Annotated in this window: 19 protein-coding genes and 3 pseudogenes; 10 read left to right on the forward strand and 12 right to left on the reverse strand. The window is 39.7% G+C overall.

Annotation, left to right across the window (positions count from 1 at the left end; genetic code table 11):
- Positions 1 to 110 precede the first annotated feature (110 nt).
- Positions 111 to 290 (reverse strand): annotated as a pseudogene (locus DSOL_RS27455) (FtsW/RodA/SpoVE family cell cycle protein); the annotation flags it as partial.
- Between the two features lie 59 nt (positions 291 to 349).
- Positions 350 to 712 (reverse strand): hypothetical protein, encoded by a 363-nt coding sequence (locus DSOL_RS27460; protein ID WP_139314540.1) that lies wholly within the window; start codon positions 710 to 712, stop codon positions 350 to 352.
- A 447-nt stretch (positions 713 to 1,159) separates the two neighbouring features.
- Between DSOL_RS27460 and DSOL_RS28105 the strand changes: the two genes are divergently transcribed.
- Complete coding sequence (locus DSOL_RS28105; RefSeq protein ID WP_170871568.1) at positions 1,160 to 1,315, forward strand: hypothetical protein; 156 nt, start codon at positions 1,160 to 1,162, stop codon at positions 1,313 to 1,315.
- Positions 1,316 to 1,318: 3 nt separating this feature from the next.
- Here the strand turns inward: DSOL_RS28105 and DSOL_RS19495 are convergent, their stop codons facing one another.
- On the reverse strand, positions 1,319 to 1,537 hold the full coding sequence (locus tag DSOL_RS19495) for a TM2 domain-containing protein (protein ID WP_075366471.1): 219 nt from the start codon (positions 1,535 to 1,537) through the stop codon (positions 1,319 to 1,321).
- Between the two features lie 433 nt (positions 1,538 to 1,970).
- On the opposite strand from DSOL_RS19495, the gene DSOL_RS30150 reads away from it, so the two are divergent.
- Positions 1,971 to 2,120: a tyrosine-type recombinase/integrase gene (locus DSOL_RS30150; RefSeq protein WP_427854436.1), complete on the forward strand. Its 150-nt coding sequence runs from the start codon at positions 1,971 to 1,973 to the stop codon at positions 2,118 to 2,120.
- 360 nt (positions 2,121 to 2,480) lie between these two features.
- Positions 2,481 to 2,630, forward strand: coding sequence for a hypothetical protein (locus tag DSOL_RS28110; protein WP_170871569.1), 150 nt, complete (start codon positions 2,481 to 2,483; stop codon positions 2,628 to 2,630).
- Positions 2,631 to 2,848: 218 nt separating this feature from the next.
- Here the strand turns inward: DSOL_RS28110 and DSOL_RS19505 are convergent, their stop codons facing one another.
- Together DSOL_RS19505 and DSOL_RS19510 are read right to left on the reverse strand one after the other, a co-directional pair.
- Positions 2,849 to 3,715 (reverse strand): diguanylate cyclase domain-containing protein, encoded by an 867-nt coding sequence (locus tag DSOL_RS19505; RefSeq protein WP_075366472.1) that lies wholly within the window; start codon positions 3,713 to 3,715, stop codon positions 2,849 to 2,851.
- Positions 3,712 to 4,050 (reverse strand): hypothetical protein, encoded by a 339-nt coding sequence (locus DSOL_RS19510; protein WP_075366485.1) that lies wholly within the window; start codon positions 4,048 to 4,050, stop codon positions 3,712 to 3,714. Before DSOL_RS19510 ends, DSOL_RS19505 begins: the two co-directional genes overlap by 4 nt.
- Before the next feature lie 1,026 nt (positions 4,051 to 5,076).
- Here DSOL_RS19510 and DSOL_RS30155 point away from each other — a divergent pair.
- Positions 5,077 to 5,214, forward strand: a pseudogene (locus tag DSOL_RS30155) (DUF3006 domain-containing protein); the annotation flags it as partial.
- 574 nt (positions 5,215 to 5,788) lie between these two features.
- Here the strand turns inward: DSOL_RS30155 and DSOL_RS29615 are convergent.
- The 4 genes from DSOL_RS29615 to DSOL_RS19540 all read right to left on the reverse strand — a co-directional run bounded on the left by DSOL_RS29615 (position 5,789) and on the right by DSOL_RS19540 (position 8,373).
- The gene (locus tag DSOL_RS29615) at positions 5,789 to 6,040 is read right to left on the reverse strand and encodes a DUF3006 domain-containing protein (RefSeq protein ID WP_282433558.1); all 252 of its coding nucleotides are present in this window, start codon (positions 6,038 to 6,040) and stop codon (positions 5,789 to 5,791) included.
- Positions 6,041 to 6,056: 16 nt separating this feature from the next.
- On the reverse strand, positions 6,057 to 6,272 hold the full coding sequence (locus DSOL_RS19530; RefSeq protein ID WP_045575558.1) for a YgaP family membrane protein: 216 nt from the start codon (positions 6,270 to 6,272) through the stop codon (positions 6,057 to 6,059).
- Between the two features lie 446 nt (positions 6,273 to 6,718).
- Positions 6,719 to 7,600, reverse strand: a complete 882-nt coding sequence (locus DSOL_RS19535) for a phosphatidylserine decarboxylase (protein ID WP_075366474.1) — start codon at positions 7,598 to 7,600, stop codon at positions 6,719 to 6,721.
- 77 nt (positions 7,601 to 7,677) lie between these two features.
- Positions 7,678 to 8,373, reverse strand: coding sequence for a Crp/Fnr family transcriptional regulator (locus DSOL_RS19540; protein ID WP_075366475.1), 696 nt, complete (start codon positions 8,371 to 8,373; stop codon positions 7,678 to 7,680).
- A gap of 102 nt (positions 8,374 to 8,475) precedes the next feature.
- On the opposite strand from DSOL_RS19540, the gene DSOL_RS19545 reads away from it, so the two are divergent.
- From DSOL_RS19545 to DSOL_RS28115, 3 genes and pseudogenes are all read left to right on the forward strand, one after another.
- The gene (locus DSOL_RS19545; RefSeq protein WP_075366476.1) at positions 8,476 to 9,192 is read left to right on the forward strand and encodes an ATP-binding protein; all 717 of its coding nucleotides are present in this window, start codon (positions 8,476 to 8,478) and stop codon (positions 9,190 to 9,192) included.
- Positions 9,193 to 9,553: 361 nt separating this feature from the next.
- Positions 9,554 to 9,827: pseudogene (locus tag DSOL_RS19555) on the forward strand (IS110 family transposase); the annotation flags it as partial.
- A 92-nt stretch (positions 9,828 to 9,919) separates the two neighbouring features.
- Positions 9,920 to 10,060 carry a hypothetical protein gene (locus DSOL_RS28115; RefSeq protein ID WP_170871564.1) on the forward strand — a complete coding sequence of 47 codons (141 nt, stop codon included), beginning with the start codon at positions 9,920 to 9,922 and terminating at the stop codon, positions 10,058 to 10,060.
- 404 nt (positions 10,061 to 10,464) lie between these two features.
- Here the strand turns inward: DSOL_RS28115 and DSOL_RS19560 are convergent, their stop codons facing one another.
- The 3 genes from DSOL_RS19560 to DSOL_RS19570 all read right to left on the reverse strand — a co-directional run bounded on the left by DSOL_RS19560 (position 10,465) and on the right by DSOL_RS19570 (position 11,667).
- Positions 10,465 to 11,199: a polysaccharide deacetylase family protein gene (locus DSOL_RS19560; RefSeq protein WP_075366478.1), complete on the reverse strand. Its 735-nt coding sequence runs from the start codon at positions 11,197 to 11,199 to the stop codon at positions 10,465 to 10,467.
- A 75-nt stretch (positions 11,200 to 11,274) separates the two neighbouring features.
- Positions 11,275 to 11,469: a hypothetical protein gene (locus DSOL_RS19565; RefSeq protein ID WP_075366479.1), complete on the reverse strand. Its 195-nt coding sequence runs from the start codon at positions 11,467 to 11,469 to the stop codon at positions 11,275 to 11,277.
- An 18-nt stretch (positions 11,470 to 11,487) separates the two neighbouring features.
- Entirely contained in the window at positions 11,488 to 11,667 is a 180-nt protein-coding gene (locus tag DSOL_RS19570; RefSeq protein ID WP_075366480.1) for a hypothetical protein, read from the reverse strand.
- A gap of 63 nt (positions 11,668 to 11,730) precedes the next feature.
- On the opposite strand from DSOL_RS19570, the gene DSOL_RS19575 reads away from it, so the two are divergent.
- From DSOL_RS19575 to DSOL_RS19585, 3 genes are all read left to right on the forward strand, one after another.
- Positions 11,731 to 13,296: an FAD-dependent oxidoreductase gene (locus tag DSOL_RS19575; protein ID WP_075366481.1), complete on the forward strand. Its 1,566-nt coding sequence runs from the start codon at positions 11,731 to 11,733 to the stop codon at positions 13,294 to 13,296.
- Between the two features lie 284 nt (positions 13,297 to 13,580).
- Positions 13,581 to 13,718: a hypothetical protein gene (locus DSOL_RS28120; RefSeq protein WP_170871571.1), complete on the forward strand. Its 138-nt coding sequence runs from the start codon at positions 13,581 to 13,583 to the stop codon at positions 13,716 to 13,718.
- Between the two features lie 549 nt (positions 13,719 to 14,267).
- Entirely contained in the window at positions 14,268 to 14,885 is a 618-nt protein-coding gene (locus tag DSOL_RS19585; RefSeq protein WP_075366483.1) for a phosphatase PAP2 family protein, read from the forward strand.
- Positions 14,886 to 14,922 lie beyond the last annotated feature (37 nt).

Consider the following 14,922-nt stretch of genomic DNA (forward strand, 5'->3'; position numbering starts at 1 on the left):
GCTTAGAAATATTAAGGTACTTAATATTTAACTGAAGATGGGGAGCAAGAACCAAGCAGGTTAAACGATAAGTAGATGAAATTTACACATGTAGTATGAAATCAAGCATTCACTTTATAAAATTCCTCCGGTTCAATCCCGATTCCACCGATTCTCAGCCAGCTTTTTGCTCCGCCTGACGAAAAGCCAAACAGTAGGGTAACCAGCAACAATCCAACCGCTAAAAGTCCCCAGAGGTATCTATACCTTCCTAACTGTCGATAATCCCAGTTCACCCATAAAACTGTAAAAAGTCGCACACTAAATGGTACAGTAGAACTGTTAGTACCACTTGATAAAGTAGAAAAGTTTATGTTTGACAAAGACATAATAAGACAAAACAAAAGTTGTAAATACCGTTCAATGCACCGAAAAGGGTGGTTCTACATGCCTGATTATGAGATTGTAGAACGCTGACAAACCACCCAGTCACAAAATTGTAGTCGATTCGATTCCCTGGTATCAGTTCCAGTAACCCTCGATCCACCCAAGCCTGATAGACGACTTGCTTGGAATGTTCGGCTTCCTCAAAGGTTACGTGGGGCATCCAATAGTGTTGAAGGCATAAGAACTTGCCTCCGGGCTTAGGGACTAGGATGGTCGCCGAGGTTAAATCGGTTGTGCTCGCTAGGTCAACCTCGCCAACACAGTAGACGTCATAGATCTCGTCCATTATAAGTCAGTTGCATTTTTTCCGGCGGCATGTCCTTAAACAAGTCCGTGAGCCGATGGATCTCAGTTTGGAGCGCCGTTTCCTTGAATCGTTCTTTGTTTCCATGGCAGTCACTCTTTTGCGAAGACTAGATCGCCCTTACGATCAAACCGTAGCCCATCCCCACATTTGCTGTGGTGCAGTTCATGGCATACCCGGCATACCAGTTTAAGATTATCCCAACAACACTTTGCGGGGTCGGTTCTTACGTCACGGACTGAAATGGGATCTTTATGGTGGACGATCTCCCCTGGCGCTCTGTAATCTTCGCACAGACCAAAGGCAATTTTGGATGGTAGGGGCACACGGCAGCGCGGAAGCGAGACAATGGGGAGACCGGGGGGATGAATGGTTCTTACTTTTGTCCCTCTTGCATAAAATGGACAAAGTAAAAGGGAGGTAGTAGTAATGAAAAAACGGAATGAACTTACCGCTGTTTGCATTGGAATAGGAGTTATAGGACTAATCAAACATTTTACGGATTTCCAGACGGCGGTTACTATAGGTTTGGGCTTTACCTTTGGTTTACAACTTTTACGATTTACACCTCATTCGAAAGTTTAATGTCTACCGCAACAGTGCCTTCACTTTAACCGCAAGTTCTTGTGCCATCTGTTCATTGTGGTGGTCTACCCGCTTCATAATGTAAAACAGTTCAACCAGAGCAACGATCCCAGGTATAAACGTCCAACTAAATAAGGTGTATACTAGGTCCAACCCAATCTGACCCACATAATATCGATGCGCACCGACATGCTGTTTAAATCTTAATAATCGGGAGATCACTGTAATGACTCACAAATATATTAAAACCAGCAAATCTGAACACCCCCCCCGCCGTATAGACAAAGTCCTCAAAAGAACATATACCCTGAAACCCGCTCTACAAGCGGGTTTCAATGTGTTTTCTATTGAGACAACATAAGGTCTCGACGTGACTGGTCCACGGAAACATATTCACCACATGTATTTCACATAAATCACATCAGAACACAAGATGATCCACCGTTTCTTCCAATTCTTCTTTAGATGGCTTGCTGTACCGCAAGATCATATCCGGCTGAGGGCTTGTACGATAGATAGTTAGCCCAAGATAGTAGATTTAATCTTGTTTCTAAATGCAAAAATCCAGAGCGTTAAAATCTTGTGCGATAAAAACATCCGAATTTTCCCCAAAATAGAATGCGTCGTTTACTCAAGATAGCTAGCTTGAGCACAAATCTCACACCTCACACCTCACTCCTTGAGGTATACACACACATCATTACTTGCTGAAGCTGGAGTTAGTCTACCGGAAATCATGGAGCGCCTGGGCCATAAAGACGATGAGACCACAAAGTTTGTCTATCTAAACGTAACAAAACCATGAAAAAAGAGGCCCCAAAAAGTTCGGTGAACTGATGAGAAACCTCTAAGAGCCCTCATACCCCTCTCCGTGCGTTTTACGTCTTTTTCTTTGAATAACTCAATATTCGACAGATGATCATCTCCTTAACAAACCAAATCCTCAGTAGTTACTTATTACCATATTGTTCCACATACCCCAACCTATGCATATTATGTACTATCTCTTAACAAAGGAGGAAATGCAAATGGCATTCGGTGGTGTTGATGTAGATGATTGCAGACCAAGAAACCGTTTTGGAGAAGGAATCGCAATTGTTGTCGTAATTATTCTTCTGCTTATCGCAATGGGAATCGTATTCTAATTAGAAAGGGGAAATTGCCAATGTTTGGAATGGGTTATGGTGGAATGAGTGGAGCATGTTGTCATCCATCAGTTGCTTCTTATGGCTATGGCGGCGTCGGTCGTGGCGTCGGTGTAGGAATCATTGCAGTTGCTATTTTAATTCTTATCGCTTTAGGTGTAATCTTCTAAAAAATACTATTATTAAAAGGGCTATCATCTGAAAAGGTGGTAGCCTTTGCCGAAGCCTACGTAAATCCTGTTCCTCAAGATGCCGAAGAATTGAAAAGAAATCTTATTCTTGGTTTACGGACTGGGGGTAATTCCTTTTTCGTTGTGGTCTCACTCATGATGGCATCCGGTATTGCTAGATAGCCATCATCCGAAATCTTCTCGCGTTCCCTTCACTGCTAGGCAATTTCATCTGCACCCTGAATTTCAGCCATGGAAAGTGTTGCGTTACTCTTTTTAGCTTCTGTTGACCTTAGACTCGCAATATTTATCAGTTGCTCCATTGTATTCCATGGATCATCAGCACGTTCTTCATGCCGCCGTCCCCCAATTGCTCCTGCCGAAATACTTATCTCTATTCCGCGGACAAAACTGTGCCGGCCTATAATATCCGCCAAACAGTAAGCTAAGGCTGCTCCTTCGTCCAAGTGCGCAGGTAATAAAACAGCAAATTCATCTCCCCCAAAACGGCATAAAAAGGCCTCCGAAGGAATATTTTCTCTTAACAGTTTGCTCACTTCGATTAGAATAATGTCCCCCACTGTATGACCGTAAGTTTTATCAATTACACCAAAATTGTTTATGTCAAAAAAAACAATGCTGATTTCTTGCTTATTTTCCAGGAGTCGAACACCGTGATAATATATGTAATCACTCTTATAAAGCCCGGTCAACAAATCAATATGAGACCCCAGTTGTATTTCGAGCAGGTTTCGGGATAGAATACCGGATAGCCGTCCTTCTTCCTCTACTAAGAAGACATCCAATCCGGTCTCGTCAAAAAGTTCTTTGGCTTGCCAAAGCGGCATTTCTGCAGGAACTGTGACCGGGTTCCCTCGCATAGCATCCGCAATGATTCGATTGGGATGTGTTCTCAATAGCTCCTTGTAGGTTATTACTCCCACCAGATTGCCCTCATCCATGACCGGACAACAACCATTTTCTGTTTCCAATAAAAATGACCTTATCTTGGAGACTCCATCCATTACATCCACTGCGTAAAATTCTTTAGAATAAATATTTGCGACTCGCTTAATATTTATCATAAGTCGATAGATTTGCTGACATGTACAGTAATATTGACATGGGCTTTGATAATCGAGCTTGCATCAACAATCTTTCCCCCCTCTTCTAAAATGAACTCACTTAATTTCTCTTCAGGGATCATGTTCATAAGTGCATTGCGTATTACGATGGCCTCAATGACTGGGTGGTCAACTTTAATGATCTTGTATTGATCCGGGCTGAGGACATCAACCATCCTTTTCAATGCCTCTGGACCTATAGGTGCATTACGGCCCACTATTACAACGTCTTGCATAGGAGGCATTTCAAATTCAGTCAGATGCATTTGGATTTCTGCTTTTTTGGTTTCTTTCATAACGCTCACGGGTAGACCTCCGTTTTCTTTTTGATTGTCATAACTAGTTTGTCCAAAATAGTCTTTTGATACTTCTACAAAAAACACCGCTTTGGCTACTTATCAACGAGAAAACAACTAATCGCTCAATTGACTTATGCACTCCCATGCCATCGAACCTTTCTCATCCCACTTCTTTAAACTCCACACGCCCAATAAACCGAGTTAAATCCTGCATTAAGTCCACATATATCTCCCAATTGAAAATCTACCATTATTATCAAATAAAAGATGAATAAGGGGTCAAGTTGGCATTTGCAAGGATACTGCCTCGACCTCCAATTTCTCTCGTATTGAGAGTAACGATAGCATTTTCCGGGTATAGAATGAGGAATTCTCGAAAAGCCTGCACGACTTTCGGGTTAAAGACTTTCCCCGACCAGGCAATAATCATTTCGAGAGCATGGTAAGGTGGTAAGCCTTTGCGATAGGGTCTGTCTGCGGTTAATGCTTCATAAACGTCGGTGACGGCTACGATTTGAGCATCGAGATGAAAGTTGAAGCAGTGCCCCCAAGGTCAAATACTTAAGTCTCTTCTCTTTATATCCAAACGCATACCGGTAATTGTTGCTAATAAAGCGACGTTCACGCTATGGTAACCGTTCCAACAACCAATTCATTTATCTTTTCCCTCCTTCCTATATACCTGCTCTTATCTTCTTTAACGTTTATATTGTTAACGTTGAATTAAATCTGTTGCTATAGAAGGAAAGTAGAGACCCCTGTATGTTTACCTATAAGTATTTAGTTTATATCGACTTACAGTCTTATGTTACACCACCACAATTGATAATCCCACAAATTTTTCTCGACATATTTCGCATGAGACAAAAGACAAAAGCAGGAAACAGTTTTCAACTGCTCCGGCTAAACTATATGCTACCTCTCGCGGTGTGACACGAAAGTGAAAATTGAATATTAAGTCTTCAACCATAAAAAGTAAAATTACCATAAAGAAGGAATCTCTCCTTTAAAGTTGTTCCTCTTAACGAACTTCCGAAAGAATTAAGGCCTGGCGACTGCTTTTTGTACAGTGATGGACGATATGTAGCAGCACCTGAGGAAACCGTGAAGAGACGGGCGAAAATAAAAAAGCTTATGGAATCTATGTGGAACGATAAATAGCCTAAAGAGCCCCCAGCGCAGCAGCTGAGGGCTCTTTTGAAAGAATGATCAAATAATTATGGCAAATTTTCTTCTTTTCCTGTCACTCTGGGTCTGGAGCCTTGTACTCTTATACTACACATTAAAATGGCTGTCCGCAACGGAGTGCAGCACGCAAATTCGGGACTGATTGAATCTGTAAGGGCGATCGAAAGATCCGTTGATGAATTGAAGAAGGCCAAGGAATAAATCATAGAACAAACCTTCGCACTTCCATATTCTCCAAAATTCAAAGCCAAGAATGACTGGTAGCGACAACTTGACGGCCATAAACCCTGTAGGGCTTATGGTGATATAAAGGGATTTGCTTTAGAGCTTGACTTCTTAAAGGCTGTGAAACCATTTTTATCTCCCCACCGATATAATATTTTATAATATAAACGAACTTCTAAAGTGTTCATAATATTCTCGATGGAAATACTGGATACCGTGGGGATAAAGATAGGCGAGCAGTTTCTCTAACTCCCGACGATGAGTTGAGTCTTCACATTAGCCTCTTTCCAACTAAACTATGTCTGATGAAAGACCTTCCCATTTATTTCCACAAATCGTTCATTAGCTTTTCAGCTTCATCTTTAATCCGTTTCGTTTCCTCAATATCGACTTCGTACTTTCCATTAATTGATTTTAGAGCATCGCCTTCTTTAGCTGTTGCAGCAATATCGGTTTTAGGAATATCTTTCATTGCTTGACCATCGACTTTAACTATCGCTAAGGTTTGTCTGCCTTGGTTGGTCCATGCATTAGATTTCGATTCAATTCGACTTAAAAGTAACTTAGGCTTCAAGTAATTTTGATGTTTGTTAAGAAGAAATCTTACGCTGTTCTACACCTAGGGCTTTAAGTATAAGTTCCATTGGACAAAAACCTGTTAATGCCGAAGTCATTAACATAATACCTACAAACCCGGTAAAAATCAGCCAATAGTTGCTGACAAATACGGCTAACAGGACACTAACGAACACAAAAAAACCGGCGATCAAGCGAATCCATGAACCTTTACCGTTTACGATGTACATAATTCTACACCTCCTATGCTATATATCCCCGAAAGGCAGGGGGGGTATATCCACAAAGTATAAGGTATTCCTTTCTAAAGATCAAGAGTTACTTAAAAATTATTGCCCATAACTTTCGACAGATAGCTCGGTTCTTTAAAGGAGAAATCCGTAAGAAAGCAAAACTATCCACTTTCAACCAAGGGATACCTGTCTCAATTTGATAGAGAAATCCTAAAAGAGGTGAAGGAAACATGACGTTGTGCTGTTTATTTATCTTACTCTCATAATCTATAAGAATTTCCTGCCGTTACAAGATCCGAATAACCTTTGGCTTTTATTTTGATGACACTAAAGCCATTGCTCTCGTTTTCGTAGTAATTCTCTCGACAACCCCGCCTAAATACTCCATTATGAGCCCTGCCAATCATACTTCAATAGACAATGCACTTCGTAATATCTTTTCCTTACTTGGAACCAATTCTTTCTCCCATACTTACACTACATTCCATTCCCTTTGCAGTTTGCTCTATGATATCCTTGTCAATTTTACATACATCTTTTTTTAGAAACAAGATGACGGTTGAACCACCAAACTTAAAATAACCTTTTTCATCTCCCTTTTCTACTTTTTTATTATTGTATGTTTGTATAATGGAACCTACAAAAGTAGCACCTACTTCAACATACAGTATCTCCCCAAAATTTTCTGAGTCTAGAATGCTCCATTCGCGTTTATTTGCGCAGAAGATCTTCTTGATTCGATTTAACGAAGTAGGATTTACGGAATAGTAAAATCCTTTGATCTTTGTTGTTGGACTACAAGTTCCATGGTCCACAAAATGAAATCTGTGATAATCTGAGGGGGGCAACCTAACAATAAGGCAACTGCCTTCTGTATAGTTTGAATCTATAGAATCATGTCCTATTAGCTCTGCTAAAGAATAAGTTATCCCTTTTATCTGGATAAGCATCTTTATATCAATGTTCTCATAAGCCAGAATTTTCCCATCACAGGGAGATATTAAAATCTTCTTATCACTCTCTATGTTAATTTTTTCCTTTTTTAATTTTCGATAGAAGAATTCATTAAAGTTATTAAAACCCTTTTCAGGCATTTCAAAGCGTGCCATATCAATCTTAAATTCGTTTACAAATTTTTTTATTTTAATTTTGCTTATAGCTCTATCACAATAATACCCGCAAATTCTAGAAGTAATCTTTTTCTTGACAAACAGCTCTAAGATTTTCATTCCCAGAGGGGAGGAGTATATCCAATTAATATAAGATTCTCCTGCCACTAGTTCAATTTCATATTTTTCCGTTTTTCTATTATAAAACTTAATCATGTTTACCTCATTTTTTCTTCATCATTTTTTCTAAACAATATGCCTATTAAGTAAGAAGCCTACATTCAAGCCTCTTATTATAAAGCACTCATATGCTTTAAACCTTCTATATTCCTAATTTTAACTGCAGTCAAATGAAAGTCAATAATTCCCTCATCTTTCATTTTACTCATTTCTCTTGACATGGATGGACGGGAGACATTTAGAAAATCCGAAAGTTCATTCCGATTTAACGGCAGAGTAATATTTACATCTCCTTCCCTACGATATTGTTCCAGCAAATATGTACTGATTTTCCCTCGCATACTCTTGATCGTAAGATATTCAACCTTCTTGTTCAACATCATCGCTCTCTCAGAGATTACCCTTAAGAAATTCTGAATAAGAGTCCTGTGCCATGAGCACATCCTGTCACATTCCCCGACAATTTTTCCCCTCGGCAAGAAGAGAACTACACAAGTCTCTTGTGCCTGAACAGTTGCTGGCCAGTTCATTTGGCTGGAAAAGGCTATTATTTCGCCGAAAATATCCCCTTGCTTCAGAAGTGTCATCACAATCCTGTTCCCTTCAGCATTCTCTTTACTAACCGTTGCTGCACCCTTAAGAACTATGCCAACGCTTTCATAAGGATCCCCACCGGTTACTATATAATCGTTTCTGTTGTAACTGCACACCCTAGGCTTCAAGCAATTAAGCATGGCTAGAATATCAACTCTTTCAATCCCTTGGAATAAGCTCGTTTTTGAAACTTCTTCAAGATATTTTTCAAACATTTTCATCACCGCCTTGTTTATGTATCCTCAGATACCGACTTAGTTCTTTTATTGTAATATAATGAAGCTGTTAAAACAAATCGTTTGAAAGGGGTTCTAAGCATGAAACGAAGCATAATAAAAATAGATGAATCCAAATGTAACGGCTGCGGCCTTTGCGTGACTGCCTGTCACGAAGGAGCCTTACAACTCATTGACGGAAAAGCACGTCTTATTTCCGAAAGTTATTGTGACGGTCTTGGTGACTGTCTGCCTGAGTGCCCGACCGGAGCTATCGTCCTTGAGAAACGTGAAACGGCCGAATATGACGAAGAGGCGGTCAAGAAGCATATAGAGAAAAGCAAGCCTCAGCCTGAAGCTGCTCTTCCCTGTGGTTGCCCTGGTACCCAAGCAAAACTGCTTGCCAAAAAGCAACTTGAATCCACACCCGTTCTCGCCAATGAAAACTTACACTCCCAGCTTGGTCAGTGGCCCTGCCAGTTAAAACTAGTACCCATAAACGCATCTTACTTAGATAACGCTCACTTACTGATCGCAGCTGACTGCACAGCCTTTGCCTACCCGAACATTCACCAAACGTTCATGCGCAATAAAATTACTCTGATAGCCTGTCCCAAACTAGATGACATTGATTATTCAGAAAAGCTGACTGCGATACTGAAGCAACACGAAATAAAAAGCGTCACAATATTAAAAATGGAAGTCCCCTGCTGTGGAGGGATTCTTCAAGCTGTAAAGAAAGCCTTGTCAAACAGCGGAAAAATGATTCCCTGGAATGTTGTAACAATCTCAACCGATGGAAGAATTTTAGAAGATTAATTTCAGTGAGCTATCGCTAAAACAGGTGGATAGATAAGCTTAGACAAGCATCTATCCACCTGTTTTATTTTACATTATCTTCGTGAGATAATACCAACCATGTTTAGCCCAAAGACATTAGAATCTTTGCTTACAACTCTGTTTTTACCCTTACTTTTGGCTTGGTATAATGCCTCATCTGCTCGCTTTAAAAATTCATCCCCTGCTCTGTCAAGGGAAGCGCATCTAAAATTCCCTCCCTTGTAAGATAGATATAGGGATAAGGTTACAAAACCAACCCGAATGTTCTTTGACAACTTACTTTTTGACATTCTTCCTAAGTGGATGCTCTGATTCATTCTGTTCGAAAGGTTGTGTTCCCTTGTCCCAGTTTCTTAACGATTTCGTGGTCGGAATCGATGTTTCTTTCGAATTCTCTATTGTCGCCATGCTAGCACCAACTGGGGAACTTATCCGTAAACCGTTTAGGATTGATCATTAATCCTACCGGCTTTCGCAAACTGCACGATATTCTTAAAAAAGAAGAAGAGCGGTTAAATCGAAAGCCCATCTACTTCGTAGAATCTACGGGTATCTTTCATTTACCACTCTTCTTGAGATCGAATGACCTCAAAGGTTTTGTGCTAAACCCTTTGTGTAGCCTTAAGGCCGAGGATATGCTCGCTTTCATCCCTCCTATTCCGGGGGTGAATCAGGAGCAGGAGTACAGGAAACTGGAGCCACATGGGTGCTCTCTGCCGAAGGTAAAACTATTGCTGATGCCGAGAGTGACTTATCCAAGGTGGTCAAACAACAGATCACACTTACCCTGGAGAAAGCCCAAAAACAACGTACCCATCTCAACGCATGGCTCGAACAACTTCGCTAAGCAAATAAAAGCGAAAAGACCTTTCGCGCCTATAGCCATGGCTTCCCGAAATATCTTAATCACACCCCTACCATGGTGTAAGTAAGTTTACCCGGCACTAGGCCGGGATTTTTTAGTTATAGGCTTTATTAAAAAGATGTGCTAACTCGGCGGTGGATGTTTGACCCCCATAAGCATGGGCGTGAGCAAATCATTCCTCCGTAATCGCCATCTGGCCGGAGCTTATATAGTACGAGCTACAATGCATGCCGGTTTTATGAGCGTGTTGACTTATCTACCATTTAGACTTAGCCAAGCACCATATCGATTGAGTAATTCACAGATAAGTTTCATCTATATACTCTATTTACTTGGAGCTTTAGTAGCTCCACGAGCCGGTCGTTTGTCCGATCGCCTAGACGTCGTTACGTTCTTGGCTTCGAATCTAGATGAAATAATTCCCTAAGCGTCACAAAGCGGTAACCATTAACTCGTAGTTGGTCTATCACCTGTTCTAGCGCTTTAACCGTTTGACTCCGCATACCGCCGCCATCGTGAAAAAGAACTATTGCGCCTGGGAACACATTAGAAAGTACGTTTTTCTTGATGCGATTAACACCTGGTTTACGCCAATCTCTGCTATCTGCGCTCCAAAGGATAACTTCATAGCCGTTTCTGTTAATAATCTCTGTTTGACTTTTTAATGTGAATCCCCCTGGCGGACGATAAAAATAAGTATGAATGCCAGTCGCCGCATATACAGCTTTATCGGTGCGCCTAATTTCATCGAGTGTCTTACTCTGAGAATAACGCTGAGAATAATCGTGGGTATATCCATGGTTGCCAATCTCATGTCCTTCCTTGAGCATTCGACGCAATAAATCTGGGTTTGCTTCTACGCATTCTCCTAAGACAAAAAATGTTGCTCCTACCTGTTTCTTTTTTAGAATATCAAGGATTGGCCCTGTATAAGCAGGATCAGGACCGTCGTCGAAAGTAAGCACAACCACTTTTTCTTGAGTTTGATCGATGAAATTGGTAGGTATTGGTTCTAGAGATGGTACGACCCCTAACCATAAGACATACGTCAAAGAGATTGCAAGTATAACGAATGATATTATAAAAGTGATTTTTGGTCTTCGTAACACTAAAATCTTCATTGCAGCACTCCTTCTTGTTATAAATTATTATGAGTGCCTATTGATTTCAAGTACCCTAGCGCTAAAACTGGGGCTTTACTTAAAAGCGTATACTATTAAGACAGAGAGCAAGATTTCCAGCGTCATCTCACGTTCGGCAAGTTCCTCAGTGCTTGCTAGCGGTGCGAAAGGCTGTTCTTCATCAGGATGGTCAGACTCAGCAGAGATTATACTGCTGAGCCTTTCAAGTTGCCCCTTATGGTACATATTCCATCTTACCCAGACACCCAATCCGCAACATCCGGATAGTTAATTCTCAAGGCCACCTGACTTCAAACAGCGTCCTAATTGCTGGTGATCACGCTTACCGACATTGACGGATGGCGTGACAATTTTCGTGGGGTGAGCATTGGGTACCATTTTGGTACCCGTTAGCTTGAGCGAATCCAACCTCAGAATGAGAATATACTGAATGCCGGTTTTTAACATAAAATAGAACCCTTATACAAATACTTAATTCTATAGTAAACATTAAAACACAGGAGGAAAAACATGAATATAGAAGAACAAAAGAACTTTAAACAGCCACCCCAGTCTTATTGGATGGCTTCTACGCTCCAAACTGAGTATCCAACTTTAAATGAGGATATAAAAGTTGATATTGCAATTATCGGAGGTGGTATTACCGGAATCTCCTGTGCCTACATGCTTAATAAAGAAGGGATAAAAACAGCAATCATTGAGGCTGATCGTATTCTACAAGGTACAACCGGGCATACGACAGCAAAAATCACCTCCCAGCATGGACTGATCTATAGTAAAATAAAACATCAAATGAGTGAGGAATTTGCCAACCAATACGCTGATGCAAACGAGTCTGCTATCCGTATGATTGAAACGATAGCCAATGATAATCAAATCAAGTGTGATTTTATTCCTCAATCTGCCTATATATATTCATTACAAAGTGAGTATATTGATAAGATAAGTGATGAAGCAAAAGTCGCCTCTTCACTTGGGATTAAAGCTACTTTCCTGGATGAAATACCCTTGTCCTTTCCTGTAAAGGCGGCTGTGCGTTTTGATAATCAAGCTCAATTTCATCCACGTAAATTTTTGCTGACTCTTGCTAAAGATTTTATAAATAGTGGCGGCAATATATTTGAACAAAGTCGCGTTGTTGATATAGAAGATGAAGGCGCCTATGTAATCAGGACGAATCGAGGAAAAAAAGTCACTGCTGAAAAACTAATTATTGCCTCCCACTACCCTTGTTATAATAAAACCGGACTATATTTCACCAGAATTTACCAGAATAGGTCATATGTAGTTGCTATTAAGGCAAGAGAAAATTATCCGGGCGGGATATATATAGCAGCTGAAGAATCCGGTCACTCACTTCGTAATCAAATGTCTGATAATGGTGAATTGATATTAGTAGGCGGTGAACAGCATAAAACTGGGCAGGGTGAGGATACATCCAAAAACTATGAAGCATTAATAGATTTTTCTAATGAAATTTATACAGTAGAGGATATTCCTTATCGATGGTCTACCCAAGATTGCATGACTTTGGATGGGCTCCCTTTTGTGGGACATTTCACATCAAAAACTCCAAATATGTATATTGCAACTGGTTACGGCAAGTGGGGAATGACCAACAGTATAGCTTCCGCAATGATTTTAAGGGACTTAATAATTAGTGGAAAAAGTCCTTGGCAAGATGTATATAACCCCTCACGTCAAACCATATCCGCTTCCGCCAAGAATTTTGTTATTGAAAATCTTAATGTTGCAGATAAACTAATAGCGGGAAAAGTTTCTCCGTTGCCGGAGCATGTTGAAATTAAACCCGGTAAAGGAGAAATAATTGAAGCAAATGGAGAAAGAGCTGGAGCACATAGGGATGAACAAGGTACATTACACGTCGTAGATACAACATGTACACATATGGGCTGTGAATTAAAGTGGAATTCTGCTGAAAAATCCTGGGATTGCCCTTGCCATGGCTCAAGGTTTTCCTATGAAGGAGATATAATTGAAGGACCTGCAGTTAAACCCTTAGATTTCCACAAGGATGTAAACACAATTGAAAAGTTAATCAAAGACCATTTTTAATGGAATTATCGGATTAGAAGGGACCTTCACATGAGGTAGCTTATTAAAATTGTTTTATCAACCTTAAAAGCACTTTACAGATAACTCGGTAACCGGATGTTTCTACTTCCGTTTCATTTTATTTATTAAATAAAAAGTTATAAAACCAAAGGCATGTCTACCGGGAGGGGGCTTTGCCTCCTTTTATCCAACTCCCCGGAATGTCGGAGTAGCAAAACGCACCACATAACGCTGTGACTTTCAGATTCGCTAGCGGAAAAATTTGGGTGAAGGGGGTTACCGTTTTGGACAACCACGAAGTTATTGAGCAAACACTGGCCAACTACGAAGCAGCTAATGACGCCTTATTAACCATTTGGGAACAGCTAGATCCGGGTACACTTTGCACCCAAGTAAAAGTTAACATAACTCCAATCTTTTAGCAAAGTGGGGAACTTCTTACCTGGAAATGTTCAAGAGGTCTGCTAGCATAAAAGGAGGCATAGCCAAAAAACATGACTAATTACACCCCTACCGATATCCTCAATTTTATAAAAGAGTTACTTAAGGACGATACTAACCTAGTGAGTGTGACTATGAACCCTCAAAATGAACCCTTGCAAACCGAAGCGGGTACTACTGTATTGTTAGTCCAGAATGCTATTAAAATTGAGTTTAAAGACATCAACAAATCAGATTGTTTTCGTTGCATTGACATAAAAAAAAGATGTAATTATATCCCTACACCTCAGAGTTAGTTGCATTAGATTTAAAGCAGCTGGAAATAATGTTTAGAGAAGTAAATCCCTTAAGAATAACTCAGCACAGGTGTTGTCCATAAAAATTCTGTTGATCGAGTTGCGGATGTAATAATAAGTCTGTGCAATTATCAATTCCAATAAAGTAGAAGAAACACTTGATTTTGATACCATATATTATGCTTAAATTAAAATTTCCCTTTTAAACTTACTAACTGGAGGAGTTAAGTCATTATGCCGTTACGGACTTTTTTGTTAAAAGGTAGTTGGATGTTATTAATTCCATTAATAAATTCAATATATTTACTCCTTAACCATAGCAACGAACATGTTCATATGCTTGTTACTGTATTTGATAAAAGTATTCCTTTTAAACAGTTATTTGTTGTACCGTATATCTCATGGTTCGGGTTAATTTTTATAGCATTAATCTGGTTTATGTATCAGGATTTTAAGTTATATATATTTAGTATTATCTCAATTATTTTAGGCTTGCTAATAAGCTTCATAATATTTTTTCTATTTCAGACTACAGTTCCAAGACCTGAGATTCTTGGCGATGATATTTCTTCTCAGCTTACTAGATTTATCTATACGTTAGATAACCCTTTTAACGCTTTTCCTAGTATACATGTTTTAACAAGTTATATTATCTTCCTGGGATGTCAGCAGACTAAAGGCCATTTTCCGAAGATTTCATTAGTAATCCAAGGAGAAACTATTCTAGTAATCTTAGCGACATTATTCTTAAAACAACATACTCTTCTCGATGTATTAGGCGGACTGATACTTGGTGGAAGCTTATTTAAAATTGTTGATTGGTTTGAGGGTGCATTTTATTATAATAAATGATAGTCTTTTCCTGACTTTCTAAATATCATATTTAAAC

The sequence above is a fragment of the Desulfosporosinus metallidurans genome (assembly GCF_001936615.1).
Taxonomy (GTDB): domain Bacteria; phylum Bacillota; class Desulfitobacteriia; order Desulfitobacteriales; family Desulfitobacteriaceae; genus Desulfosporosinus; species Desulfosporosinus metallidurans.